Here is a 26,138-nt window from a genome sequence, read left to right as displayed (position 1 = left end):
CTCTACCACCCTCCAAGATTTACATTTTCCCAAGGCAAGCGTATCGTTACACAGGTATATGCACCTTGAACACTATCAATCCAAAGACCGCAATTCTTGCCATAATGAAGCTGTAATCGCTTATTCACGTTTTCCAAACCAAGTCCGCTCCTGCTAGTAACCATCGGTGTATCCGATTCGCTCCTCAGTACTGCCTGAAGACGGTGTAACATCTCAGGCTCTAACCCCTTTCCGTCATCTCTTATGTTAATGAAAAGCAGACTGTCATTCTCCACAGAAAAGGTAATCTCTATAGTTACCCTGCCGCCTGAAGGTGCCCCGTGATGAACTACATTTTCAACGATGGGCTGCATACACATCTTGGGAATGGCATAGCGAAGTATCTCCTGAGGAAGATCCGCCGTCATAACGATACTGCCACCTTCCATAAAGTTGATAAATTCAATATAACTTTGGATATTGGCAAGCTCCTCACGAAGAGCAACGGTATCGCTACGCCACTGCATGCTGTAACGTAGTTGGGAGCCCAACGACACCAATGAATTGGCTATAGCAGGCTGCCTCTGTACCTCTGCCACCATACGGATCGATTCCAGGGCGTTATATAAAAAATGAGAATTAATCTGTGAATGCAGGGAGTGCAACTGTGCGTTTTTGGCAATTAACTGCTTATCCACGACCTGTGTCATTAGACGTTTGACCTCATGTAACATTTTATTGTAATTCACCGCCACCTCATCGATTTCATCCCCTCTTTCGTTCTCATCAAGGCCTGTATCAATCATTGCATCCAGCTCGCCTTTCCGTACCTGACGCATGGATACCAGTACGCTGTCCAACCGCCGGAAAATACGCCGTGTCGTTTGGGATACGAGTAGCATAATCAGCAGCAATACACATAATGTAATCGTTACCACAAATACATACCAACTGCGCGGCCCCTTCATCAATGCCTGATGGGAAGCAATCTCGACCACATAAGTGTTCAACGGAGCGATGTATCGATACAATGCATAGAAGCTCTGATTTCCCACCTTAACCTGAAGCGGGCTTTCCTGCGGCAATATATCCAGCTGGTGATGAATACTGCCAAGGATCTCCTCCATCCCCTGCCCGTACTTCTCAGAAAACTCATGCTGGGGATTGTAAACATACTGGGGAGGATCGCTTGCGTTCATCAACACCGAAAAGAAGTCCCCCTTGCTCTCTTGGAGCAGGTCGCTGAAAAACATGCTGTGCGGGACTCGCACTTCCATAATACTAGGGCGTTTTTGTTCCTGTCCTTGAAGGCGAACCAGACGATAGTAGGATAATGTGTGTTCACCATCCCTAAAAGAAAATAAACGGTAAGCCGCACCACCTTCGTCCCGTAGCTTTATCCAATAATCCTGCGGCCAAAATTTCTTATAATGATAGATTTCAGGCCAGATTTCATACAAGTTTGGGTTATCAACGTAAAAGCTAAGCTCACTGATCATCGCATTGCTTTGAATGATATTAAGCATTTGCTCAAACTGGTTTTGCTTAAACTTCACCAGACGCAGTCCATCCACAAGCATATTGGAATGAATAAAATCCACAAATGACTTTTGAGTAAGGGCTGTATTGGAAGCGTTCTCAATCATGTCCATTCTTCTGCGCAATTGTTCATTCAGCCATGAAACGTGGCTGTTGCCCGTTGCCATAGCATCCTTATATAGCTGGGTTTCTTGCATGCGGATATACACAAAGGATATCAAAATAACAGGTATGGTAATCATCAGGCTAAATGCCAGAAACAGCTTTTGGGATATACGGGCATTGCGATAAAGTTTCCTCAATCTCGTTAGAAGGTATTTCATTCTGATGTATTCACCACCTTGGTTATACCATATATTACTAGTTAGCTGATAGTTAACGATGTAGTAGGGAATGGTTATCTGGCTATCTTGGTTTTCCGCAGTTCCAGTCCAGCCTGGCAGTATTCCATTACTTGGTTAAAGCCATAGTTCACACGGCGTATCAGAAAATTTTCAAAAATTTTGTCAAAGGCAGCTTCATCCTTCGCTGTAATCAGTTCTGGCAGTACTTCTTCCCAATTCTGAGAAATACGTGACCAGGCTAACGCGATATCGGAATCCCCTATAGGATCTAGTCCCTTATAGATGCCGCTGTCCAGATCGGCCTGTTGGTTGGCGAACTCCTCCATTTGCTTAATGGATGGGGCATTCTCTGGTCTCCACTTGTTAACGAAAGCAGGGTTTCGCAGCATCCAGTAGGTATCCATAATGCCATATTCCTTTTCCAGCCGCTCCCTATCCGTGTCATACAACTGAACCATCGCCGCAGTCAACTGCGGTTTGCCGTTTTTCATCGCCCAGGTTTCACCTTCTTTGCCCAAAAATATATCCCTTTGGCCTTCTTCGCTGGCCAGATAGGTCAAAAATCGGATGGCCCGTTCAGGGTTTTCCGTGGATTTGCTAATCATCGTAACCATCCAGCCATCCATGCTGCCAGGAAACAGTTTCGCGGATTCTCCCCTGCTGCTCCGGGGTCCATCTACAGCAATATAGTATGAACTCTGATTCGTAAGGACTTCCAATTTCGAATTGAGGTCCGATATGTCTGTCCATTCCCGAATCATCATAAAATATTGGGCATGGTTGGTTTTTTCCTGCACCTGTGCACTGGAGTCGACCAGAAAATCAACATTAATCAGGCCCTGCTCGTAAGCGATACGAAATGTTTTCAGCCACTCAATATAATCCGGATCTGTCATTCGGTCGTATACTTTACCGTTCTGTTCATGGGGGATCGCAAGCAGATTTTGCAAATATTCGGTCATCCCATAGGATGCATTCCCCTGTGCCCAGAACGGACTGATTAGCTGGCCTTTATAAACAGAATATTGATTCTTCAGCAATTGCAATGCATTTAGAAAACCTTTCGGTGTGGTAAGGTCCGGTTTGTCCATCGACTCATACAGATCTTTACGTACGAGAAAGGTTTGGTTCGCTCCCGTCAAGCCGGTTGAACGCATCTGTTCGGGACTGTACGCATCATTGGGAATGACATAGGTATGGCCGTCTTCCTGCCGATACCATTGTAGAGCACCATCACCTGCTACCTTGTAAAAGTAAGGATCATACTGGTCGGCTAGCTCATCCAGGGCATAGACGAGATTACTCTCCCGAAGTTTGTTAACCGCACTCTCCCAGGAGCCGATGGTTATCAGATCCGGCAGACTACCGGTCGTCAACATTCGTGATAACATCTCGCTTGGTTCACCAGTTGATACTTCAAATTCGATATTGACCCCTGTTTTTTGGGTGACATATTTGGAAGTCAGGCTCTCACCCCAAGTGTGCCCGTACCATTCGGCTCCAACGAACCACGTTAGATTCACGGGGGTGGTATCCAGCTTCCATGACGGTTCTTCCAGATTCAGATTAAGGCTCTGTATCTGCTCCGTGAAGTCAGCCTTTGTCGAAGCACCCTTATCTTCCGCTTGCTCTGACTCAGAACAAGCAGTCAAGCCTGACATCAGACACATCATCAACAAGGCTGTAATAAAAGGACTTCGAAACATAAACACCTGAGCGCCTCCTTTCTATACTGGCCATCTCCTTCCCCATCTGCAACAGCATTCATACTAGTGGTGGTACAACCGATTTTACTACCCTTGGATTAAAATGGAAATGGTTTAGTGGTCGATTCGCAGATGATCCGCAACATTCCCCCTAACGAAACATAACTTGTAATAAATCAATGGAAGGGAGACCAATTCGTGTATTTAATCTGGATACTTATTGTCGGTGGGCTAATTGGCTGGTTAAGCGGAAATCTGATTGGACGGGACGTGCCAGGAGGCGTACTTGGAAATATCATTGCTGGCTTTGTTGGATCGTGGTTAGGGTATGAACTGTTGGGACCGAGGGGGCCGGTGGTGGGTGGATTTCATATCATACCCGCGATCGTCGGGTCGATCATTGCTCTCTTGATTTTCTATGCTCTGGCGCGCGCTGGAGCGTTTCGAAGACGTTAACAGGCGGAGACGACAAGTTTTTACCCAATTGATTGGGTATTGACGTAAAGCTTCTTTCGCCACCGTTGCATCATCTTCTTCACAAAGCATAGTATCCACCCGGTAGTCGAATAAAGCCGCCGATCCTGTTGATCGGCGGCCTCCTTTGGTTTTATGGAAATTAGAAACCACCTCTAGAATGAATGATTTGTCCGGTGATCCATTGGGAATCGTCGCTTGCCAGAAAAGCAATCAGACGGGATACATCTTCAGGAAGACCGATCCTGCCCATCGGAAATTCCGGTAGCAAAGCTTTTTTCACTTCTTCTGACATCCAACCCGTGTCAGTAGGCCCGGGATCAACCGCATTCACAGTAATGTGAAACGGAGCCAGTTCAGCAGATAGACATTCGGTAAAGGTGGAGACAGCGCCTTTTGTTGCGGCATAAGCGAGATTGCCAGGCATCGGCTCCTTACCTTGACCGGACGTGAGGTTGATGATCCGGCCGCCGCAAAGGTCCTGATGGACGGCCAATTCAACCTCCAGCATACGCGCAAATTCGGCCGATAGCATGAATGTACCTCGAATGTTCATGGCACAGTGCGCATCGATCAATGATGCATTTAATTGACGGAAATCAGCTGCTACACTGTAGGTAGCGTTGTTGACGAGAATGGTCGGCAGCCCGAGAGCCGATCGGCATGCATCAAGCAGTTGCGCTGGAGAATTGGGATCGGTAAGATCGACCTCCATATGCGCTGCCTTAACGCCATAGGAGCGAAGTTCTTCGGCAAAGAGATCCGGCCAGTTTTTGTCAGCATCCCCCGGATTCTCTGTTTTATCGTAATCGTACAGATGGGTATAGAACACATTAGCGCCTTCTTGTGCCAACGTGCGGCAGACAGCGGTTCCAATACCTCCGGGGCGGCTTGTGCCTGTCACAATAGCGGTTTTTCCGTATAGTTTGGTCATTTTATTACCTCCGTTTAATAAGGGAGGGAGAAAACCATTTTTCATTGGAGATGGAATTATCCTAGGTATAACAAAAAGCGGATACATCAAGTATCCGCGCCCGGGTTTGATTCAAACGGTTCCTCGCGTCCCTTGAATGATTGCGGATCGGCATCACAAACCAGGTGTGTGGTTATAACCAAAACACCAAGTCGTGCGATCCAGTTTAGATAACCATTACAAGGAAGTCCACATTGTCCGACGAGTCCCCTTTCCTACATCTCCACTTCAAATATTACGAGTCAGACTCAATTACTGTCAAGATAAATACATGGGATTACATTTCCAGTGAATTGGTTGGGTGGTCAAGCATCCAGCTAACCTGCAGACTGTTCACTTTTTTGAATGTAACTTTATATTCGATTTTTACAACTTCAATTCATATCGTATATCAGGTAAATTCTCTTCATTTTCTTGTCCTCTATCAGTAATTTCAAACCCATTATTCTCATAAAATCTTTGGGCATTTTTATTCACTTCAAATGTATATAAAGTTAATTTTCCATTTGCTTGTGCTTTTGCTTTATTAAGCAAGGTTCGCCCTATTCCATTCCCTTGATAATCAATATGAATATAAAGTTGGCTTATCTCAGTTTCACTATAGGCAATCATTCCAACTACTTTTTCATCAATTAACGCTAAATCTATTTGATACTGTTTAGATAGTATATGATTTAAAAAATATAGATGGTTTTCGAAGCTATGGGTTTCAGCCTGACCAATTGCCCGTTCCTTACTATCTCTCCACATTTTCACTGTATGTTCAGCATACTTGGGATTATAGTTAGATATTTTAATTTCAAGTTTGTTCATTAATATACCGCCTTAAATAGAAAGATTTTCAAACGATGCAGTATTGACTTGAAAAATATCTTCTTGATCCAAGATTTCCGTTCCATTGTAAGTAATAATTCCTGATGAGAAATCAATGTCATCAGTGTTCTATGGCCACCAGTTACCTCTCCTGCCCGTCTATTATATGCGTTCATTAATTCTGATCAGTAATTTTTTTAAGATTTGCTTCTCCTCGTCATTAAGGACTTGAACGATTTCATCCTCCACTTTTTGAAATGAGTTATTGAAGTCTTCAATCAAGTCAACCGCTTTTGGTAATACATAAATATTTTTTTGCCGTTCATTATTGGCTGGGATTTTACGTTCGATGAAACCTTTTTGCTCTAGACCTTGAAGCATGCTTGTAACGCTTGCCCCACGCAGATGAAACCGATCTGCAAGATCCTTTTGAATAATATGATTATCTTGATTCTCATAAATATAATCGATTACTTTTCCTTGTTGAGAACTTAATCCTAGCTCTTTTATACTCTCATCCGCTCTTTTCTTTAACTTAAGACCGATAATTTGAAACAACTCCATATAAGGCGTATCTTCTCGGGAATGCATGACCGTCCATCGTCCCCTCTGTAATTGTTAGGAATCTAATTGTAAGTAGCTAAAATATACAGTGATCCCAGTAGGCTTGTCAAACAAAAGTTAGACTATTGACTGTTAGATATCTAACAGTTATACTCCGAAGTGTTGAAACACAAACACATTAGGAGGAGTTATGATGGAGAAATTAAATCAAAATGCTGGGTTAGAAGAAATTACGGCGATTACAAATGTACGAATCTTTGATGGATATCAGATTATTGCTCCCAGACATATTGTCATTAAAGGGGGTTCCATTATTTCAGTGGGCGGAGACATCCCAAGCGATGCAACAATTATCGATGGAGAAAATGCGACATTAATACCTGGTCTGATTGATGCACATGTCCATACCTCAATTGGCGGATTACGAGATGCCTTAAAATTCGGTGTTACAACAGAACTCGAAATGAACGGCGATTTTACGAAAAGAGGGCGCGAAATTCAGCTAAAAAATGTCGATGACATCGCAGACGTCCGATCTGCTGGTACAGCGATTACCGCTCCTGGTGGGCACCCAGATGAATTACTACCTGATGGAGATGAAATACCTGAATTCGTATTAAAGGAACTACAGAAGTTATCGGAGGAAGACCGGGAAGCAATGTTGGCCGCCTACGCTCACGATCACGACGAAATACCTCAAGTGACAACGGTTGAAGAAGCGATCAAACATGTGCATACCCAAGTGGAGAATGGATCTGACTATATTAAGATCATGATTGAAGAGGGAACGGTTATGGGTGCACCCGGCCTGCCTGTTCTAAGTGATGAGATTCTAAAAACAGCCGTTACTGAAGCCCACAAGTTCGATAAGTTGGTCATTGCCCACGTTTTGACGGCTCTTTCATCGAAAGCAGCCATCGATTTTGGAGTCGACGGTTTGGGGCACTTGTTTATCGACAGACCCGAGTACACGTCCGAATTGGTTAAATCCATAGCAGATTCTGGAGCTTTTGTTACACCGTGCTTGGTGTTAAATTCATCGATTATTGGTAATCCGGCATCGGAATTGGCTAATGATCCACGAGTTCATTCCAAATTAAGTCCGGATTGGATCGATATCTTGAACTCAAGCTTCAATACATTCCCACAAGGTAACATGGAGAACAGCTTTAAAAATGTGATGGATCTTCACCGTGCCGGAGTTGATATTCTTGTAGGGACGGATGTCGCACCGGTTCCCGTTCCGAACCTTGGTGGCCTTGCTCATGGGGCCAGTGTTCACCACGAAATGCAGCTGCTGGTGAAGGCTGGGTTCACTCCGATCGAAGCTCTTCAGTCGGCTACTTCCAAACCGGCCCGTTGCTTTGGTCTACAAGATCGTGGCCGGATTACCGAAGGTGCACGTGCTGATCTTATTCTCATAAACGGTGATCCGATCACTAATATTTCAGATACTTTGTCAATCAAATCCGTGTGGTTCAATGGTTCGCAAAAACTAGGCTAAAACTAGTAGTTTATATTTCCTAATTGTAAAATCACTAAGAAGAGGGATTGCAAAAATGCAGTCCCTCTTCGACTTTAATCTAATTATGCTTTTGGAATTGCCCCTATTTGTTGAAGCAAGCCAAGCATATCGGGTTGACCATACTCTTCAATAATTTGGCCATTAGAGATCCGATAAAAATTCATTGCATTTACTTCGATTTTTTTGCTCGTTGGTGGAAACCCGAGAAACTCTCCGTCTTGTGTGCCCTTCATGACAAAATGAGCTGCTATTAGTTCCTCTTCTGCTACCAGCTCCTTAACAGTCCATTGTATATCGGAAAAACCAGATCTCATCATATGAATTATGGAGAGATAACCACTTGGACCATTCATTGGTTCTTTTTGCATAGGTACATAAAAAACAGCATCTGGAGAAATCAATTCTTCAGCAAGTTCCTTGCTTGCCGTATTAATGAAGTTCGTGAAACGATACATCAATTGTTTGTTTTCTGTAATCGTCATATTTAAACCCCTTTCTATTTTCGTGAGCATATGCCTTCATTAAAATTTTATCTCTACTTTAGATAATTGGTAAGTAGGCACCTTAATGTTGCATAGGAACCTTTTTGTAACTAGTATTTTATCTTTAGGTTGCAGAGCCAATAAACTGATCTCTAAATGCTGTCTCCAAGAATTCAAGAACGTTAACATATGATTCAAAAAATAGTCACTCAGTTGCATAAACTCTCTTGCAAACTCCCCTCCTTTCATTTGATTTTTCATCGACAGAATTATAATATAAGCAATGTATTGTTTTGAAAGTAGGCACCTTTTTGTTATATAGGAACCTAATAGTAACTATTGGAGGTGATAATGTAGTGATTTCAAAAAAAGAGTTGCCGTTGTGTCCCGTCGCAACGACAGTTGGATTGATAGGTAACAAGTGGAAGTTATTGGTTATGAGGGATCTTTTGAAGGGAACTCATCGATTCGGAGAACTTCGTAAAAGTATCCCGGAGATCAGTCAAAAGGTTCTCACTGAAAATTTACGTTCAATGGAAGAGGACGGAATTGTCATTCGTACTGTTTTTGCAGAAGTCCCTCCGAGAGTCGAATACAGCTTAAGTGATTTAGGAAATTCACTGAAGCCAATTATATTCTCTATGGAAACATGGGGGCTCGGGTACCAGAAACTCAATGATGAACTTCCAAACGATATTCATCAGAGTGAATGATGTCAAATTGTTACTCCACGGTCATTTCAAAATAGAATGAATCCCTCTACATCTTCAAGTTAAATCAATGGAGGACTCATACGTCCTCCATTGACTCGTATGAGAGAGTTGATCTTCGAACACCAGTTTCTGCAATATTTCTATTGCATGAAGAAAAAACGGGCAAGATCCTCATTAAATGAATGGCTATTTAAAATCAAAATGGATATGCACTGTTTTTGGATACATGAATAATTTCAGATGGAAACCTTGCCTTAAAATATTTTTCGACTTTCAGATGAATTCTTTTCTCGTACCATTTCTCCCAGCCGTTCGCCTCAAATAATTGTGGCATCCCTAACCGCTTAGATCTCATCCCCATTTGACCATCACCAATCAATAGCGTATCAATCCAAATTCGATCAGTTATGCCTTGTAACATGTTAGCGAAATTAGGTGAAAAAGGTAGCACAGGGGAAATAGATACTTGTGTATGTATCCCTGCATCATTTATCTTTTTCAAGGCTTTAACTCGTAAATCTATTCCAGGAGCATAGGGCGAAAAAATTCGTTTCACGTCTTCGCGATCTGTCTCGATTGTCATTGAAACCATAATTCTACATTTTTCCTTTAATTTCAGCAGTATATCAAGGTCTCTGGCAACCAGCGGGCTTCTAGTTTGAATTTGAAGTGAATCTGGTGGGTTTTTATCCATTTCTTCCAACAGGCTTCTTGTAATGTTTGCCTTCTGCTCTACAGGTTGATAAGGATCTGTGGCTGATGACATGAATATACTTATGGGTTTATTTTTACGTCTTAGAAGAGAGACTTCCTTTAGATAGTTTTCTGCTGCATTTTTCTTGACATCCACCCACGATCCCCAAGGAATATCCTTAAACTTTTGAATAGGCATTTCTCTGACGTAACAGTATTCGCAAGCAAATGCACAACCCGTATAGGGATTTAGTGAATGAGTAAAACCAATATCTAGATAACCTTTTACTTCACTTAATATTTTCTTAGACACAATGTCTTTGATTTCAATTGGCATGACGCTACCATCCCCTCAATTACTTTTACGCCCACTTCTCCTCTTGAGTTTTATCTTAAAATTTCTCATGCTACTTGAAATGACGACTTGAAAATTACGTCCCACAAGCGAACCGGGAAATTGGGCATCCTACTGATTTCTCGACTGTCTTAAACCTGCTGCTATTCCTCCTCCTTCGTGGCTTTTCTTTTGAATGTCCTTACTGAATACAGGGGCAGATTTATAATAATGAAGTTTTTTATCTTTGACATCCAAACATAGTTTACTCTGCCTCTTTATTTATCTTTTTTGTGATTCCCGGTTTACCGAAAGATCTGCTCGTATTTGTTGCCGCACCCATAAGTTAGACTCTTATTTTCTATGTTCATGTGGGCAATTCAGTAATATCAACGTTCATATGTTCGGTAAGCATTAAGGTTACATCCACTTTCACTTTGCTCCACAATAGTGTCATTTTATGAAGGTAACCTCTTACGGAATAATCTACCGTTAAACTCAGCTCAGATCTCACTTCATCTATGATTTTTATATGATGTTCCTTTAGCCTTTGCTTTGATTTGTACATTTCTAAAGCTATTTTCTTTTGGGTACCGTCCAGGTAGTCAACATACACAGATTTCATTTTGAAGTTTGAAGCGTATATTTTATGCTTATCTACCTCCAGAGCACCTAACAGATAAGGGAGCTCCACTACCCTCTTTACGAGTGAAAGTTCCTCCAAAGTCTGTCGCACTTTACACGCCTCCTTCTTCAAGTTTTACAGCGACCAATTGATCAAAATCGACCCATTCAAATCCATTCTCCATTTCAATTTTGATTTTCTTTCCAAAGGTACTGACTGAAGTGACGATCCCGTGTATATACCGATTGCCTGACTCAGTAAATATTGCAAAGGTGGCTTGCAATGTATAATTGAGCGACATATCTATATTTTGTGTAATAATCTCCCACTCATCTTCATGGATCAGCGGTTTCGTTAGATAATGAACTTGAGTACGATGCTGTATAATCCGTTCTTTATGTTGTGGAAGCATCATGCGGCTCGATTCCCATAATCCATTGGCCTCCAGTTTTTTGCTCATTTATAATGCCCCCCAATTTTAGATGCTCGATCGATCGCTTGACCCGCAGCCGTAATGGAGCTTGCTCGTAGAATGGCAATGTCGCCAAATCGATCCTTAATGTCGTCCATCACCTGATCAATGGCCCGTTTCTGTTCTTGATCATCAAAAAAAGATAGTTGATATGTATCCGCGTTGGATAATTGAGACAGGGACACGCCTACACGGCGCACAGGTTGCCTATCCCAGTGTTGATGAAATATGCGTTTGGCTATCTTGCATACATCAATGGTTATGTTTGTAGGATCAGACAGTTTAACCTGCCTGTGAAAACCAGTGGGGTGGTCAAAATCCGCTCCAGACACACTTACGGACACGACACTACCCATCAGTCCCTTTTGGCGGGCTCTTCTGCATACTTCTGTGCAGATATCGAGAATAACCACTTCGATCTCCCAAGCCTCTGTGAAATCTCTAGGCAAGGTCATTCCGTTTCCGATATCTTTTTGTGTACTGTGCGTGTTGACGGTTACCGGCGAATTGTCGAGTCCATTTGCGACTCGCCAGATGACTTCTCCATTAACGCCCCACTTACTTCTTAATTTGGAAAGAGGCGTATTCGCCAAGTCTCTAATGGTTCGGATCCCCATCTTCCACAGATGTTTTTCCATTCTTGAGCCTATCCTCCACATATCGCGGATGGGCTTATCTCCAATATGGAGGTGTAACTCCTCTTTTTTTAAGCGGAAAATGCCCCCCTCTGCTTTTTTAGCGATTATATCGCAGCATAATTTACTGATGATTTTGTTTTCACCAATGCCAGCTCTCGCGTAAACGCCTGTTTCATTATAGATTTTGTCTTGAATTTGCTTGGCCAAATCGACTGGATCATTACCGAATAGATGCATAGACCCTGTAAAATCAGCGAATAATTCGTCTATACTGTACGGTTCGACCAGATCGGTGAACTCTTCAATAATGGACATGATTTGAGTGGATACTTCGATATATTCTTGCATGTGTGGTCTCACAATGATCAGTTCAGGGCACTTCTGAAGAGACTGCCAGAGTGGTTCCGCGGTAGACACACCCTTCGCTTTGGCTAGTGGACAAGCGGCAAGGATAATTCCAGAGCGTCTTGCGGGGTCTCCCGCAACAGCTAATGGTCTATTTTTGTATTGAGGCATTTTTGCCTTTTCGACTGAAGCATAAAAGCTCTGCATATCAATGAGCATAATGGTTCGTTGCTTAGTCAACACTGTAATCACTCCTGTACTTTTAAGAACGTATGTTTGTATATATTATAGACCGAACACATGTTCTTTATGCAAGAGGTAAATATTTATATTTAGATTTTGAAAACCCTAGGACACCATAATGAACTGTAGACTGGATATTGTCAGCCACTTTAGTCATCCAAATAATTAATTTTTAGTTTTATTATTGATGCACAAAAAACCAAGTACTTGTCTCACAAAGTGATAAGTACTTGGTCTATTTGATGGAATTTAAAGATTGGATCATCTTTCGTTCGATTGCAAATTATATTTCCTAATTCAATCTTTCCCCGTTGGATTCAATCACCTTTTTATACCAGTGGAAACTGTCCTTTTTACTTCTTTTCAGGGTACCTCCGCCCTCGTTATCCTTATCTACATAAATGAATCCGTAGCGTTTCTCCATTTCGCCAGTTGAGGCACTAACGATGTCGATGCAACCCCAAGCCGTGTAGCCGATAAGATTAACGCCATCGAGGATAGCTTCTCTCATTTGTTCGATATGATCTCGCAGGAAATTGATCCTGTACGTATCATGGATAGAGCCATCCTCTTCGATGACATCAACCGCTCCCAGACCATTTTCAACGATCATTATAGGGATTCTATACCGATCGTACACATGATTGAGTACGTAACGAAGTCCAACTGGATCGATTTGCCATCCCCAATCATTTGCCTTCAAATAAGGATTTTTGAATCCACCAAAGACATTCCCCTGGGTCTCATCACCTTCTGGGCGGGTACCCACTACATGAGACTTGTAGTAGCTGAAGCTATAGAAATCAACACAGCCTTGTTTTAGCACTTCTACGTCTTCTTCTGCCATCTCAATCTGAATATTGTTCTCATTAAAATATCTTTTGGCAAAGTCAGGGTATTCCCCTCTAACTTGCACGTCGCTGCTCAGCATATTGTTAATCTGATCCATTCTCAGAGCCTTCAACATATCTTCCGGTTTACATGTACTTCCGTAACCATGACTATAATTAATCATACAACCGATTTGGAGCGCCGGATTAATCTCATGAGCAAGTTTGACAGCTTTTGCACTTGCTATAAATTGATGATGTAAAGCCTGGAATCTTAATTGCGTACTATCCACAACCGTATTGTTAAATACACCACTATCATCAACTAATAATGCCCCTGCTATATATGCACCTGCTGGAACAATTAAACTATTGATCTCATTAAATGTAATCCAGTACTTCACGACATCCTTGTAACGGGTGAAAATGGTCTCACAATACCGTACGTAGCAGTCGATCATCTCTCTGGAAGCCCAGGCATTGAATTTCTCTGTTAGCGCAAACGGAGCTTCGTAATGTGAGATCGTAACGATAGGTTCAATATTATACTTTTTCAGTTCACTGAACACCTTGTCGTAAAATTGAAGTCCTGCTTCATTTGGCGTTACATCGTCCCCGTTGGGGAATATTCTGGACCAAGCAATGGACATTCTGAAGCATCGAAATCCCATCTCTGCAAACAGACGGATATCTTCTTTGTAATGATGGTAAAAGTCTACTGCCTCATGGGAAGGATAGTTTACACCCTCCTCAATGTGTTTAGTGATCCGTCTTGGAATAGTATGCGTTCCACCCGTCATCATATCTGCTGTACTTGCTTTTTTACCATCAATGTTCCAGGCACCCTCGTATTGATTCGCCGCTGTTGCGCCGCCCCACATAAAAGAGTCTGGGAATACGGTTGTGTTCTTCATTGGAAATTCCTCCTTATATGATCTTAATTAGTTTTTCCCCGATCGTAATCGATGGTTTATCTATACCAATTACATCTGTAAAGTCATCTGAATTCGTAACAATAATAGGTGTAGTCAGATCATAACCTTTGGCGGCTATTGCATCTGTATCGAATTCGATAAGTAAATCCCCAGCTTTTACTTCATCACCTTCTTGTACATGCACCTTGAAATGTTCACCTTTCAGCTTCACCGTGTTCATGCCGATATGAACGAGGAGTTCAGCGCCATTATTCGAGCTAATACCCATTGCGTGGAAGGTAGGGAATACCGCGGATATGACACCATCGGCTGGTGAAACAAGCTTTCCAATTGTAGGTTCAATGGCGATCCCTTTTCCCATAGCTCCAGTTGCAAAGGCTTCGTCCTTTATTGTTGATAACTCTAGAACTCGACCAGTCATTGGTGCTGTGAGTACATGTTCAGAAACACTAACAACAGGCACACGGTTTGTTGAAGATGAATTGGCTGGTGTTCGTTGATCCTCTCCATCCTCAGGCACATCTTCAAATCCTAAAATAAGCGTCATCAAGAAGGTAACAACAAAGCCAATGACCAGACCAATTGCCGCATGGATTAGGTTCCATGGATTATCAGTGATAAATGCTGGTAACGTAGCCAAGCCGGCAATGCCTAGAGCAGATCGAGCTACACCGAACAAGCCAACGTATATTCCGCCTACAATACCACCAATGACAACAGCGATCAGTGGTTTTTTTAACCGTAGATTTACACCAAACAATGCAGGTTCGCTAATTCCTAACAGCGCAGTTACGCTAGTAGAGTAAGCAACTTGTTTAAATGCTTTATTTTTGGTTCTTAATGCGACCGCGAGCGCAGCTGCACCTTGAGCTATATTGTGTACGAGCATACCTGGGCCAACAATGCCATCGGTTTTTGTCTGTGCATAAGCAGTGAGGACAACGGGTCCCAAACTATAGTGCATCCCCGTCAGAATCAGGAATGGGAATGCCCCGCCGATAATACCAGACACTAACCATCCTGCGTGTGTATTGACATAGGATACAGCAGAAGCAAGGTAGTTACCGGCAATCGCACCCAATGGTCCTAGAATAATTAGTGTTAGAGGCGCCATAACAAGGATTACAACTAAAGGTTTCAAAATGGATTTGATCACGGAAGGAGAATACTTTTCAGCAAATCGTTCCACATATGACAGGATCCATACAGCTAGAATAATTGGAATAACGGAAGAAGAATACGTCGCTTGTGTGACAGGCAGACCCAAGAACGTAACAGGCTCACCTGCAGACATCAATGCCGAAAAGCTAGGATGTAACAAGATACCCGCAATGGTTAACGCAAAACCCACATTAGCTTTAAGTTTAACAGCAGCACTCCAAGCGAGCAGCATTGGCAAGAAGTAATAAGCCGCATCCCCGACGAAAGTCATAATCGTATTAAATTGACCGTCAAGGTCAACGAGATCAAAGGTTTTCAAAATAAGAAGAACTGCCTTAATCATGGCACAACCGATCATCGCCGGTAGGATGGGTGTAAAGATTCCGGAAATCGTGTCCAGAACAGTAGAAACTTTTCCTTTTTTCACAGTTGGAGCATCATTCTTGCTTGTAAAGTTCCCTAGCTGCGCAAGGGCTTTATAGACGTTGTTGACCTCATTACCAATAATGACCTGATACTGACCTCCACTACTGGCAACGCCCACAACTCCTTGTACGTTTTTCAGTGCTTCGTTGTTTGCAATCGACTCGTCTTTTAAGTTAAAGCGCAGCCTGGTAGCACAGTGTGTAACACTTTCAATGTTTTTTTCACCACCAACAAGTTTTAGAATGTCGGTAGCCGTTTGTTCATGTTTCATTTTTGTTCCCCCTTCAATGCATTATTCTACAAAAAAAGACCTAGAGTTCTATCGAATATAGATATGCTCTATACACGATGGAACTCTAGGTCTTGCCTGCATCACCAGTAACAATCCTAGTATAGTCATTATGGAGCGATGATGGGTCAATCCCTTTCTTCATCAGTCACCCTTTTGATATGAACAGTTAAATACACCAATTCGTCTTCGGTTAATTCTTTCCCATAGTCTACCCGAATCAACTGCGCAATTCTTAGACTACATTGGTACTCTAGCTTATATTTTTCTTTAATAATATTGAGGAAATCGTTATCATTACTTTTCATCACCGTATTGTTAAACAGACGATAGGCAAAAAACTTTAGATGCGTGATCAGTCTGGAGTAGTGAAGGGAGCTTTCGTTAAAGTGAATTTTGAACTGATAACGAATAATATTTAAGACCTTTTGAATCAATTGTGTCATCTTCATGGTATCTTCCATTTCAGATCCGAGCTCTGCATTGACGATATGAAGCGCAATAAAGCCGGCCTCATCTTCAGGCAACGTAATGTTGAATTCTTGATTAATCATATCCAAAGCCTTCAAAGCCACTCGATACTCATTGGCGTAGAATGCTTTAATTTCAGACAATAACGCATTGTTGAAGTTCATTCCCTGTTTATAGCGTGATACGGCGAAGTTAATATGGTCTGTTAGCGTCAAATATATATTTTCATTCAGCTCTTTATCCAAGGACTGCTTGGCATATTGAATAATACTATCGGACACACGGATGTACTCCATCGGAATCTGCGCGAGCAGGGCATATAATTTGCCAGTTACATTTTTGGACTTCAGGAAAAATTCTTTCTCAATCTTCTCTGTGTCCACATCGTCTCCTTTTTTCTTCTGAAAACCAATGCCACTTCCTAGAAGCATCATTTCCTGGCGTCTCTCATTTACAGCGCAGACGACATTATTATTAATAATTCGCGTGATTTTCATACGAATCTCCTTTTAAAATGAAACGTTAACAGAATTTAGCAAATAAAAAAGACCATTAATAGTGCACACATGGTAATTATACTCTACATGTTTGCATATTAATCGGTCTTGCCTGCTGATCAGTAACAATCCTGATTATATTCATTATTTACTTGTACGATTATCTTAGTGGAAGGTGTTAGATTTGTCAATATGGTCATTTGAAGTACTGATGGGGCATTTGCCTGAATAAAACAAGAGGATATCTCCCCTATCCTAGCTTACTTAATTAACTTATTTACAGTGATCATCAGTTCATCCAAAACGTTGTGATCGCCTTCTGAAATGCGTTCAATGACACAGCTCTTCATATGATGTTCCAAAAGCTGCTTTCCTACCCCATTCAACGCGGATTGAATGGAGGCAATTTGGTGCAACACGTCATCACAATACGTATCCTTCTCAATCATTCCTTTTACTCCACGCACTTGCCCTTCAATCCGATTCAACCGGCTAATTAATTTTCGCTTTGTACTCTCCGAATGATGGCTTTTCCGCTCGTTTGAAGATGTATGGTCACATGAGGCGTCCTCAAGTATCGTATCATCCATGTAGATCAACTCCTTTATTACACATTACCATCCCCCCCTACCCTATGTAAAGGGAGCAAGAAGTATCATGGTACGTGCTAAGAGAACGGCTTGTCATCAACCAAGATTGAATCGGTTGGGCAACCATCTACTGCATTTTGTAAGCATATTATACCCTCCACTCCTACAAAGATATATCAGTCAAAGGTATATTTTTATTAAGAATAACCCCGGACGGAAGTTGACCGGGGTCCTAACAGTTATTTAACTAACTCGCTGATTTCAGTTAGATTTTCGGCAAAGCCTACAAACACCTTATCTCCAATGACAATGGTTGGAACAACCTGTTTTCCAGTCAACTTCCAGACTTCCTCAGCGTACTTGGCATCTTCTTCACAATTGTAATCCGTATAGGGAAGCTCATGCTCTTTAAAGTAACGTTTAGCATAATTGCAATCGCTGCAGGTTGGGATTGAATAAATCTGAATGGATTCCGTCATGCCCAATTACTCTCCCTTGTATTTCAATATATATTACGCTCCGATGTTATATCCTTTTTTACGGATCGCTTCTTCAATTTCAGCGATTTGAACTTTAGATTCGTCAAATCGAAGTTCTACTGTTCCTTGTTCAAAATTAACGTGGCCTTCAGCGCCAAGAGCGCTAATTGCACCTTCAATTTTAGATACACAAGAACGGCAAGACATACCTTGAATTTTTACAGTTGCTTCTTTCACTGTTTTCACCCCCTTTCAAGCGTCTTAGACTTCAAGTTTTCCAGTGTCATTCGATTAACGAATTTGCTGAACTTTTCTTTGCCTTTTGCATGCATCTTATAATAATCAACAATTGCGGTAACGAAAGGAATAAGCTGATCCTCCGTTAATCCGGAATGTAGCAGCTTGGCGAAGGAGGGCTTAAGCCCCTTCGACTCGCCACCAACATAAACATTGAACTTATCGCGCATCTTTACGATCCCAATATCCTTAATCAACGGTTCACTTGTGCCTAAGGCGCATCCAGCATATCCAATCTTGAGTGGTGTAGGCGTATCGATACCGGAAATGGCCTGATTTAAATTTTTGGCTGTTTCCAAGCCTGTTTCTTCTGCACCTCTACAAAAGTTGCAAGCGATCAGACTTTTGGTTACAAATCCTGCAGGGTTTATTTCAAGACCGTGATCCTCAAGTTCATTTGTGATATGATCTCGTTGTTCAATCGATACTTCTGCGTAGAGTTGCTTAAAAGGTGTCATTTCCACTTTTGAATCGGGACCAATAATTTCGCCAATTTTAACTAGTTGCTCTGGAGTGAATAAGCTTCCACCAAGTTGGATTGCTGGACTAATCGCTATTTTAATTTGATCTCCCATGCTCATACCTCTCTACTCACTTTACATCTACGACAAAAGGTACTGTAAAGACTTCCCCATCATGCTGGAATTGGCCCCAGATTTTATAGATTCCGCTATGCGGGAAGGAGGTCATAAACTCCGCTTTTGGACCTGTTGCCTTTTCCTCTGTTGGATGAACATGCAGATATTGCTCTGCATCCTCAGAAAGGATAACAACATGACCTACAGCACCGAGGTATTGTTCCAGATTATTGATCCCTTCGTTCGTTGACGCATCCATGATATTAAAGGTCAGATTTACGTCGTTGTTGGCCTTTTTGGTACTCAATGAAAGTTCGATTTTTTTACCATCCACTTCTTTTACAAGGTTGGAATCCGCTTGAACAGGCTTTTGGGCTTTTTCTTGTCCCCCAACGTTCACCCATTCACTGAGTGCAGTACTCGCTCCACCTTTTGGAACAAAGTCGGCAAGGATTTTGTATTCGCCACCGACTGGAAATGAAGTTTCAATCGCAAACTTTCCATTGCCTTTATAATCAGGATGAATGTGATTAAAGTAAGAAAGATCTTTACTCACCACGATAAGGTGCATTCGTTTTTCGTGAACCATTTTAAATTCATTAACCGGATTACCATCGGCGTCCGTGATTTGGATTGTCAGATGCGAATTTTCATTGGCCTTCACATCTGATGCAAAGGAGAACGAGGCTTTAAGGGCACTTGCTGTTGAATCAGCATGAGGCCTTGCATGATCATGACTCGCACCTTCAGTTTCAGAATTCATCTCAGTATGATTCATACCACCATGTCCATCTGTATGTGCACTTTCTTTAGGGGTTCCGCAAGCAGACAACACACCGAAAGCTAAAACACCGGTTAACATTAGCATGATTTTTTTACTCCTCCTCATCATTTTGTTCGCTCCTATTCTAGTACTTTGACTAGTGACGTACTTTTACGCGTTGCAATCGCAGGGCGTTCAGAACGACGGATACCGAACTCAAGGCCATCGCTGCGCCTGCAACCCATGGTGCTAACAGACCGATAGCTGCAATAGGGATGCCTAAAGTGTTGTAACCAAGTGCCCAGAACAAGTTTTGCTTAATGTTGCGCATGGTCTTACGACTCATGTAGATAGCATCAGGAATACTGGATAGATCGCCGCGCATGAGTGTTACATCAGCTGCTTCCATCGCTACATCTGTCCCCGTACCAATCGCCATACCAATATCTGCAGTTGCCAAAGCCGGTGCATCATTGATACCATCGCCAACCATGGCCACTTTTTTACCTTGAGACTGAAGTTTTTTAACTTCTTCCGCTTTTCCTTCAGGCAAGACCTCTGCACGAACGTGGTCAATACCTACTTGAGCAGCGATGGCTTTTGCCGTCCGTTCATTGTCACCTGTAATCATAATGACCTGAATGCCCATTTCTTTCAGACGGCTCACTGCAGCTTTCGACGTTTCTTTAATTGTGTCTGCCACAGCGACCATACCTGCATATTGACCATCAATGGCAACCAGCATCGCAGTTTTCCCTGCTTCTTCCAAACGTGACATCGAATGATAAGCTGCTTTTGCATCGATATTATACTTTTCCATCAGTCGACGTGTACCCACGAGCAGTTGTTTACCTTCAACCATTGCTTGGATTCCGAAACCCGGAAATGCTTCAAAGGATTGAGTTCCTGGTAGTTCGATATTTCGTTCCTGGATGCCCACAACGATGGCTTCTGCAAGTGGATGCTCAGAATTTTTCTCTGCAGCTCCAACAAGTTTCAGGAATTCATTTTCATTGCCAAGAGCGACGACGTCAGTCAATTCAGGTTTACCTTTTGTAACAGTACCGGTTTTATCCAGAAGGATCGCATCAATTTTATGTGTCTGTTCCAGATGTTCCCCGCCTTTGAACAACACCCCTAGTTCAGCCGAACGACCAGACCCCGCCATAATGGATGTTGGGGTTGCAAGTCCAAGTGCACAAGGACATGCGATAACAAGAATCGCAATTGCTTTTTCTAACGAACCTGCAAAATCGCCTGGTGTAACCCAGAAGTACCAAACCACGAAAGCAACTATTGCAATCCCTACAACGATCGGGACGAATATGCCCGAGATCACATCGGCTACCCGCTGAATTGGTGCTTTTGATCCCTGAGCTTCTTCAACAACCTTAATAATTTGTGCAAGAGCGGTTTCTTTACCTACTTTGGTTGCTTTGATCCGAAGAATACCGTTTTTATTAATCGTAGCTCCAATCACAGCATCTCCGACTTTTTTCTCTACTGGAAGGCTTTCACCCGTAAGCATGGATTCATCTACAGATGAAATTCCTTCCAGCACCTCTCCGTCTACAGGTACTTTATCTCCTGGACGAATAAGCACAACATCTCCTACAATGACTTCATCCACTGGAATGGTAAGTTCTTTGCCATCCCGAACCACTAATGCCGTCTTCGCCTGCAGACTCATCAGTGATTTAATAGCCTCTGATGTTCGGCCTTTCGCAAGTGATTCAAACAATTTACCCATAAGAACCAGTGTAATAAGGACCGCACTCGTTTCATAATAGAGGGATGGACCATGATGCATCCCGTCAGCCATACTTGACCATTGAATGGTTAAATACAAACTATAGAAGTAGGCTGCAGAGGTACCAAGTGATACCAAAACATCCATGTTGGCACTCCCGTTTCGGAGAGCCTTATACGCACCCACATAGAACTGTCTACCAATATAAAATTGTACTGGTGTAGCCAGAATTAGTTGGAACCACGGATTCATAAACAAATCCGGTACATAGATCCATGAAGTGAACGAGAAGTGACCTACCATAGTCCACAACAGCGGCAAGGAAAGAATCGCCGAAATCAGTAATTTCCGTTTTTGATTACTCAGTTCTTTCGCACGATGGTCACTTGCACCGTTACTGGTACCGTCTTGTTTGACGATCGCTGTATAACCGAGTTTTCTTACCTTGTCTTTCATGTCTTCGATGGAAACTTCACCAGGAGAAAATTCAACTCGAGCCGTTTCCATGGCGAAGTTTACTGAAGCGTTAGTCACGCCGGGCAATTTGTTCAGGCCCTTTTCAATTTTGTTCGCACATGCTGCACAGGTCATGCCTTCAAGATTGAATTGCGCAACCTCTGATACGGAACCATATCCAAGTTTTTTGATTTTTTCCTCAAGTTCTTTCATTTCCACTTTCGTGGGATCATACGTTACACTCGCCTTTTCCAAAGCAAAGTTAACATTTGCTGATGTGACCCCGTCCATCTTACCGAGGCCTTTTTCGATTTTGTTTGCACAAGCTGCACAGGTCATACCTGTAATTTGTATACTCGACTGTTTTGTCTGAGCCGCTGCTGTTGCCACAATAACTCACTCCCCTCATCGTCCATTACTTACGCTACTTCGTAGCCTTGCTCTTCAATAACTTCTTTAATTTGCTCCAAGGAGACTTGATTTTCATCATACGTCGCTTCAACCGAATCATCACTGAGGTTCACCTTGCCACTCACTCCAATTTCTTTCAGAGCACCTTCGATGGAGTTTACACAATGTTGGCAGCTCATACCTTGTACATTCAAAACAATGTTTTTCATCTTATTTCGTCCCTTCTTGTGGGTGATTTTTTGGTTTAGTTTGACCTAAACGATGGGCTAAACTCTCGAGGCCAGTTTTTCAGGTCTCATCAAGCTCTTGTACAATACAATACCCCCCTACCCTATATTAGTCAACATATTTTTATACCCCCATACCCTATATGGACTATCTTTCTCGTTAGATCAATGAATTATGGAGAGAAGAACCGATTATTTATACGCTGATTGGTAATCGGATCATGTTCTTGTCCTTGATTTGGGAATAAAACTTGGACCGATAAAACAAAAAAGCCGCTAAAATAGCGACTTCAATGGGACCATGATCTTGTCCCACGATATAAAATTCCTTTATTTATGGTTGAATGTTACTCCATCCGCTTACATCACATTGTCCATAATCATTATCACCCACAGCAACCATCGTATCATCCGATTTCAGTCCAATCGTATGGGCACACCCCGCCGAAACAGCTCTAATTCCGTGCCAGCCACGTACATCACATTGGTTATGTTTATTCGAACCCACAGCAACCATTGTACCGTCGGACTTAAGACCAACAGTATGATAACTCCCCGCTGCAACTGCTACAATATCGCGCCATTCGCTTACATCGCATTCGCCATTATTATTTCTACCCACAGCCAATACCGTGCCATCCGATTTGAGCCCAACCGTATGAAGATACCCCGCCGAAACAGCCAATATGTCGCCCCAGTCGTTTACGCTACATTGGTTATACTTATTGTTACCAACTGCTGTTACCGTTCCGTCTATTTTTAAACCGACTGTATGCCAGTCACCCGTCGTGACCGATACAATATCGCGCCAGTTGCTCACGTTGCATTCCCCTTCATTATTTCGCCCCACCGCAACCACGGTGCCATCTGATTTAACCCCAACCGTACGGCACCAACCTGCCGAAACGGTTACAATATCGCGCCAATCGCTTACATCGCATTGGTCATGCTTATTCCAACCTATAGCTGTTACCGTACCATCAGATTTAAGACCAACTGTATGTGCATTACCGGTGTTCGTAGCCATATGAACATTACCAGCCGCAACTGCGACGATATCGCACCAATCGCTTACCTTACATTGACCATATTTATTATCACCCACAGCTGTTACTGTTCCGTCAGATTTAAGAGCAACGGTATGACGACGACCCGCCGCTATGGTACAGTTACGGAACCGTTTCGTCTCAAAAACCGCTTCATTCCGTGAATTGTAGTCCATATCTTTCTCCCTCCACCAATTGAAAATCCGTCGTTAGTTCAACTGTTAAGTCATAAAGTTTGTTGTTAAATCGCATGTTACAAAAGAAAGGCTCGCACAGGCAGGGTATTATTACTTCCCTGCCCAATACGAGCGTCTATGTCATATTGCACTCAAACGGTTGATCCGAATGTGTACTTTTAGCAATCGTTTCATTTCATGTAGCGATATTCTAGTAGATCCTTCAAATTTGAGATTTTCCGCAGCAGTTTCTCCCCGACATTGGTTTCCCTCACCAGCTTCCGCTCCAGTTCTTTGTCCACCAATCTTTTTAGAGATAACACGTCCGTTCCGTTACATAACACATCTTCTTTTGAATTAAATTTCTTATGGGCGACGAGCTGCATGCCAAAGGAATTGTACAACAAGGTATATCCGGCAATGCCCGTTGTGGATTGATAGGCTTTGGAAAAACCGCCGTCAATCACGATCATTTTTCCGTTTGCTTTAACAGGGCTCTCTCCACTAATTTCTTTGACTGGCGTGTGCCCGTTAATGACATGTCCATGATCTGGATTCAAATCAAACTCCTGCAAGATTATTCGACAGATATCTTCATTTTCACGTAAATGGTAGTACGGATTCTTTCTCTCTTTATGTGCTTCTTTATCTTGGATAAAATACCGTTCAAAAGTGGTCATTTCTCTCTTTCCAAAGAGCGAGGAACATTCTCCTGTCCAGATGTACCATACCATATCCGTCGCCAGATCTTCTGTCTCTTCCGGATGCGCAAAGGCGTAACGTAAATAATCTTCAAAAACATCAAGCAATTGACGGCCCGCATATGTCTTGTCTTCAATCTGCATTTCTTCCATATTTCCTTCTTCATCCAAAGGAATACAGCCGTGGATTAACAAATTCCCGTTGTATTTTAAATAAAGGCTGCCCTTTTTCATGAGAAAATTCATATGTCTGGCCATCTTTTCGGAATGCTGAACGGAAAACAACAACTTTTCCATCACCTGGCGTTCTTCCTCAAGCAATTGTTCGGGCTTCTGCGGATTTACGGTTGCAAAACAGGTGTTTTCTAGGTGGTACGTTTTACCGCAGATGTTGATTTCATTGTTGTCGTAATCAATCTGCTCCAGCAAAAGTCTTTCAGACATATTAAAGTATGGGCGTCTCTTGATAATCGGGCTTTCAAGTTTAAACTGAATCATGGCAATGGCTTGGTGAATTTTGGTGATCTGCAGAATTTCCTGCTCCGATACATTATGTCCAGCCTGTAACTTAGGTCTGAAGGACGGATTGTCTTCGTAATATTTCTCCGCCAGGTTTAGCAGTGGGCGCAGATTGATTCCGTATACATCTTCAATGATGTCCAGATTATCGTATCTGGCGCAGATCCGAATAATATTCGCAAGGCAGACCAGAGAACCTGCGTAGGCTCCGATCCAGAGGACATCATGGTTCCCCCACTGTATGTCTACAGAATGGTAGTTGATCAGCGTATCCATAATTTTATCGGGGTACGGCCCCCGGTCATAGATATCTCCAACTACATGAAGATGGTCAACCACCAGGCGCTGTGTCGTATAAGCAAGGCCGATAATGAGATTGTCCGCCTGGCCCAAGGATATAATTTGCCGATATATTTCCTCGTAATAAGGATCCTTATTGTTGGTCGAATCCGTCTTGTATAGAAGCTCTTCTACAATATATACATATTGCTCCGGCAGAGCTTTACGCAATTTTGAGCGTGTATACTTGGAAGAGGCATAAGAAATAAGCTTAAGCATGTGTTCAATTGTTAGTCTATACCACTGGTTCAAAGCCTGTTTATTGCTCAGTTCCCCTATAACCAGCTGTATTTTTTCTTCCGGGTAATAAACCAACGCCGCAAAATCATTGATTTCTTGATCCGTCCAAACCTCCCGGAATAATTCTTTGATTTTCTCTTTGACGGTACCCGAACCGTTTCGTAGTACATGCTGAAAAGCCTGAAACTCCCCATGCAAATCACTGACAAAATGCTCGGTTCCCTTCGGGAGATTGGAGATCGCTTCAAGGTTGATGATCTCTGTTATGATTTTTTCTTCCGTATCATACTTCTCGGCCAATAAATCTAGAAACTGCTCATCCAAAACAGATGTCCCCCTTCAAGGAAGTATGGTGTTGTATAGCCGGGTCCAAAAGCTTTAGACCGATATCAAATTACACTCTATACTTGGCATTGATTATATGATAATTATCAGCAATGCCTTCCCCCATCATACTCCAGTTCATCATATATGAACAAATTTCATTGAATGGAT

Annotated in this window: 25 protein-coding genes; 3 read left to right on the top strand and 22 right to left on the bottom strand. The window is 42.4% G+C overall.

All coding sequences use genetic code 11. The features are described from left to right. Positions 1–2: 2 nt before the first annotated feature. On the bottom strand, positions 3–1,841 hold the full coding sequence (locus tag MHI52_RS16705) for a sensor histidine kinase (protein WP_076250523.1): 1,839 nt from the start codon (positions 1,839–1,841) through the stop codon (positions 3–5). Positions 1,842–1,915: 74 nt separating this feature from the next. Further along, positions 1,916–3,568 carry an extracellular solute-binding protein gene (locus tag MHI52_RS16700; protein WP_076250657.1) on the bottom strand — a complete coding sequence of 551 codons (1,653 nt, stop codon included), beginning with the start codon at positions 3,566–3,568 and terminating at the stop codon, positions 1,916–1,918. A 198-nt stretch (positions 3,569–3,766) separates the two neighbouring features. On the opposite strand from MHI52_RS16700, the gene MHI52_RS16695 reads away from it, so the two are divergent. Further along, a complete protein-coding gene (locus MHI52_RS16695; RefSeq protein WP_036613911.1) occupies positions 3,767–4,024 on the top strand; it encodes a GlsB/YeaQ/YmgE family stress response membrane protein in 258 nt (85 codons plus the stop codon). A 160-nt stretch (positions 4,025–4,184) separates the two neighbouring features. Here the strand turns inward: MHI52_RS16695 and MHI52_RS16690 are convergent, their stop codons facing one another. The 3 genes from MHI52_RS16690 to MHI52_RS16680 form a co-directional block, all read right to left on the bottom strand. Next, a complete protein-coding gene (locus MHI52_RS16690; RefSeq protein ID WP_076250525.1) occupies positions 4,185–4,976 on the bottom strand; it encodes an SDR family oxidoreductase in 792 nt (263 codons plus the stop codon). 405 nt (positions 4,977–5,381) lie between these two features. After that, entirely contained in the window at positions 5,382–5,828 is a 447-nt protein-coding gene (locus tag MHI52_RS16685) for a GNAT family N-acetyltransferase (RefSeq protein WP_076250527.1), read from the bottom strand. Positions 5,829–5,990: 162 nt separating this feature from the next. Then, positions 5,991–6,419 carry a MarR family winged helix-turn-helix transcriptional regulator gene (locus MHI52_RS16680; protein WP_076250529.1) on the bottom strand — a complete coding sequence of 143 codons (429 nt, stop codon included), beginning with the start codon at positions 6,417–6,419 and terminating at the stop codon, positions 5,991–5,993. 166 nt (positions 6,420–6,585) lie between these two features. On the opposite strand from MHI52_RS16680, the gene MHI52_RS16675 reads away from it, so the two are divergent. Next, positions 6,586–7,896, top strand: coding sequence for an amidohydrolase family protein (locus MHI52_RS16675; RefSeq protein ID WP_076250532.1), 1,311 nt, complete (start codon positions 6,586–6,588; stop codon positions 7,894–7,896). Positions 7,897–7,979: 83 nt separating this feature from the next. On the opposite strand, the gene MHI52_RS16670 is transcribed toward MHI52_RS16675, so the two are convergent. Continuing rightward, complete coding sequence (locus MHI52_RS16670; RefSeq protein ID WP_076250534.1) at positions 7,980–8,399, bottom strand: ester cyclase; 420 nt, start codon at positions 8,397–8,399, stop codon at positions 7,980–7,982. A gap of 356 nt (positions 8,400–8,755) precedes the next feature. Between MHI52_RS16670 and MHI52_RS16665 the strand changes: the two genes are divergently transcribed. Next, positions 8,756–9,112, top strand: coding sequence for a helix-turn-helix domain-containing protein (locus tag MHI52_RS16665; protein WP_036613919.1), 357 nt, complete (start codon positions 8,756–8,758; stop codon positions 9,110–9,112). A gap of 196 nt (positions 9,113–9,308) precedes the next feature. Here MHI52_RS16665 and MHI52_RS16660 read toward each other — a convergent pair whose 3' ends face one another. The 16 genes from MHI52_RS16660 to MHI52_RS16585 all read right to left on the bottom strand — a co-directional run bounded on the left by MHI52_RS16660 (position 9,309) and on the right by MHI52_RS16585 (position 25,967). Beyond that, entirely contained in the window at positions 9,309–10,142 is an 834-nt protein-coding gene (locus tag MHI52_RS16660) for a radical SAM protein (RefSeq protein ID WP_076250537.1), read from the bottom strand. Between the two features lie 364 nt (positions 10,143–10,506). Further along, positions 10,507–10,875: a hypothetical protein gene (locus tag MHI52_RS16655; RefSeq protein WP_076250539.1), complete on the bottom strand. Its 369-nt coding sequence runs from the start codon at positions 10,873–10,875 to the stop codon at positions 10,507–10,509. Between the two features lies 1 nt (position 10,876). Further along, on the bottom strand, positions 10,877–11,224 hold the full coding sequence (locus MHI52_RS16650) for a YolD-like family protein (RefSeq protein ID WP_036673624.1): 348 nt from the start codon (positions 11,222–11,224) through the stop codon (positions 10,877–10,879). Beyond that, on the bottom strand, positions 11,221–12,438 hold the full coding sequence (locus tag MHI52_RS16645) for a DNA polymerase IV (protein WP_405159394.1): 1,218 nt from the start codon (positions 12,436–12,438) through the stop codon (positions 11,221–11,223). The genes MHI52_RS16650 and MHI52_RS16645 overlap by 4 nt, the downstream gene beginning before the upstream one ends. A gap of 316 nt (positions 12,439–12,754) precedes the next feature. Next, positions 12,755–14,206 (bottom strand): glycoside hydrolase family 1 protein, encoded by a 1,452-nt coding sequence (locus MHI52_RS16640; RefSeq protein WP_076250542.1) that lies wholly within the window; start codon positions 14,204–14,206, stop codon positions 12,755–12,757. Positions 14,207–14,219: 13 nt separating this feature from the next. Next, complete coding sequence (locus tag MHI52_RS16635; protein ID WP_076250544.1) at positions 14,220–16,085, bottom strand: beta-glucoside-specific PTS transporter subunit IIABC; 1,866 nt, start codon at positions 16,083–16,085, stop codon at positions 14,220–14,222. 146 nt (positions 16,086–16,231) lie between these two features. Then, entirely contained in the window at positions 16,232–17,071 is an 840-nt protein-coding gene (gene licT, locus MHI52_RS16630; RefSeq protein WP_076250546.1) for a BglG family transcription antiterminator LicT, read from the bottom strand. A 260-nt stretch (positions 17,072–17,331) separates the two neighbouring features. After that, positions 17,332–17,661 (bottom strand): metal-sensitive transcriptional regulator, encoded by a 330-nt coding sequence (locus tag MHI52_RS16625; protein ID WP_076250548.1) that lies wholly within the window; start codon positions 17,659–17,661, stop codon positions 17,332–17,334. 239 nt (positions 17,662–17,900) lie between these two features. Next, positions 17,901–18,140: a glutaredoxin family protein gene (locus MHI52_RS16620; protein WP_074095290.1), complete on the bottom strand. Its 240-nt coding sequence runs from the start codon at positions 18,138–18,140 to the stop codon at positions 17,901–17,903. Positions 18,141–18,173: 33 nt separating this feature from the next. Further along, on the bottom strand, positions 18,174–18,377 hold the full coding sequence (locus MHI52_RS16615; RefSeq protein WP_074095289.1) for a heavy-metal-associated domain-containing protein: 204 nt from the start codon (positions 18,375–18,377) through the stop codon (positions 18,174–18,176). Positions 18,378–18,382: 5 nt separating this feature from the next. Then, a complete protein-coding gene (locus MHI52_RS16610; RefSeq protein ID WP_076250550.1) occupies positions 18,383–19,012 on the bottom strand; it encodes a nitrite reductase in 630 nt (209 codons plus the stop codon). A gap of 16 nt (positions 19,013–19,028) precedes the next feature. Beyond that, a complete protein-coding gene (locus MHI52_RS16605) occupies positions 19,029–19,883 on the bottom strand; it encodes a hypothetical protein (RefSeq protein WP_256719997.1) in 855 nt (284 codons plus the stop codon). A 52-nt stretch (positions 19,884–19,935) separates the two neighbouring features. Further along, positions 19,936–22,323, bottom strand: a complete 2,388-nt coding sequence (locus MHI52_RS16600; RefSeq protein WP_339191554.1) for a heavy metal translocating P-type ATPase — start codon at positions 22,321–22,323, stop codon at positions 19,936–19,938. An 80-nt stretch (positions 22,324–22,403) separates the two neighbouring features. Next, the gene (locus tag MHI52_RS16595; RefSeq protein ID WP_047843207.1) at positions 22,404–22,604 is read right to left on the bottom strand and encodes a cation transporter; all 201 of its coding nucleotides are present in this window, start codon (positions 22,602–22,604) and stop codon (positions 22,404–22,406) included. A gap of 352 nt (positions 22,605–22,956) precedes the next feature. Next, a complete protein-coding gene (locus tag MHI52_RS16590; protein ID WP_076250554.1) occupies positions 22,957–23,844 on the bottom strand; it encodes a chromosome condensation regulator in 888 nt (295 codons plus the stop codon). Positions 23,845–24,035: 191 nt separating this feature from the next. After that, the gene (locus tag MHI52_RS16585) at positions 24,036–25,967 is read right to left on the bottom strand and encodes a fructose-1,6-bisphosphatase (RefSeq protein ID WP_076250556.1); all 1,932 of its coding nucleotides are present in this window, start codon (positions 25,965–25,967) and stop codon (positions 24,036–24,038) included. Positions 25,968–26,138: the final 171 nt, after the last annotated feature.

The sequence above is a fragment of the Paenibacillus sp. FSL H8-0283 genome (genome assembly GCF_045040675.1).
Lineage (GTDB): Bacteria > Bacillota > Bacilli > Paenibacillales > Paenibacillaceae > Paenibacillus > Paenibacillus amylolyticus.
This window is presented reverse-complemented; position numbering and strand designations above follow the sequence as displayed.

Bases quoted from the DNA above. Each gene is read 5' to 3' on its own strand.
- MHI52_RS16610 (WP_076250550.1), bottom strand. From the start codon at position 19,012: ATGGGAGATCAAATTAAAATAGCGATTAGTCCAGCAATCCAACTTGGT.
- MHI52_RS16600 (WP_339191554.1), bottom strand. From the start codon at position 22,323: ATGACCTGTGCAGCTTGTGCAAACAAAATCGAAAAAGGCCTCGGTAAG.
- MHI52_RS16645 (WP_405159394.1), bottom strand. From the start codon at position 12,438: ATGCTCATTGATATGCAGAGCTTTTATGCTTCAGTCGAAAAGGCAAAA.
- MHI52_RS16700 (WP_076250657.1), bottom strand. From the start codon at position 3,568: ATGTTTCGAAGTCCTTTTATTACAGCCTTGTTGATGATGTGTCTGATG.
- MHI52_RS16660 (WP_076250537.1), bottom strand. From the start codon at position 10,142: ATGCCAATTGAAATCAAAGACATTGTGTCTAAGAAAATATTAAGTGAA.
- MHI52_RS16640 (WP_076250542.1), bottom strand. From the start codon at position 14,206: ATGAAGAACACAACCGTATTCCCAGACTCTTTTATGTGGGGCGGCGCA.
- MHI52_RS16605 (WP_256719997.1), bottom strand. From the start codon at position 19,883: ATGCTAATGTTAACCGGTGTTTTAGCTTTCGGTGTGTTGTCTGCTTGC.
- MHI52_RS16690 (WP_076250525.1), bottom strand. From the start codon at position 4,976: ATGACCAAACTATACGGAAAAACCGCTATTGTGACAGGCACAAGCCGC.
- licT (WP_076250546.1), bottom strand. From the start codon at position 17,071: ATGAAAATCACGCGAATTATTAATAATAATGTCGTCTGCGCTGTAAAT.
- MHI52_RS16705 (WP_076250523.1), bottom strand. From the start codon at position 1,841: ATGAAATACCTTCTAACGAGATTGAGGAAACTTTATCGCAATGCCCGT.
- MHI52_RS16670 (WP_076250534.1), bottom strand. From the start codon at position 8,399: ATGACGATTACAGAAAACAAACAATTGATGTATCGTTTCACGAACTTC.
- MHI52_RS16685 (WP_076250527.1), bottom strand. From the start codon at position 5,828: ATGAACAAACTTGAAATTAAAATATCTAACTATAATCCCAAGTATGCT.
- MHI52_RS16680 (WP_076250529.1), bottom strand. From the start codon at position 6,419: ATGCATTCCCGAGAAGATACGCCTTATATGGAGTTGTTTCAAATTATC.
- MHI52_RS16620 (WP_074095290.1), bottom strand. From the start codon at position 18,140: ATGACGGAATCCATTCAGATTTATTCAATCCCAACCTGCAGCGATTGC.
- MHI52_RS16650 (WP_036673624.1), bottom strand. From the start codon at position 11,224: ATGAGCAAAAAACTGGAGGCCAATGGATTATGGGAATCGAGCCGCATG.
- MHI52_RS16590 (WP_076250554.1), bottom strand. From the start codon at position 23,844: ATGGACTACAATTCACGGAATGAAGCGGTTTTTGAGACGAAACGGTTC.
- MHI52_RS16675 (WP_076250532.1), top strand. From the start codon at position 6,586: ATGGAGAAATTAAATCAAAATGCTGGGTTAGAAGAAATTACGGCGATT.
- MHI52_RS16595 (WP_047843207.1), bottom strand. From the start codon at position 22,604: ATGAAAAACATTGTTTTGAATGTACAAGGTATGAGCTGCCAACATTGT.
- MHI52_RS16635 (WP_076250544.1), bottom strand. From the start codon at position 16,085: ATGAAACATGAACAAACGGCTACCGACATTCTAAAACTTGTTGGTGGT.
- MHI52_RS16625 (WP_076250548.1), bottom strand. From the start codon at position 17,661: ATGGATGATACGATACTTGAGGACGCCTCATGTGACCATACATCTTCA.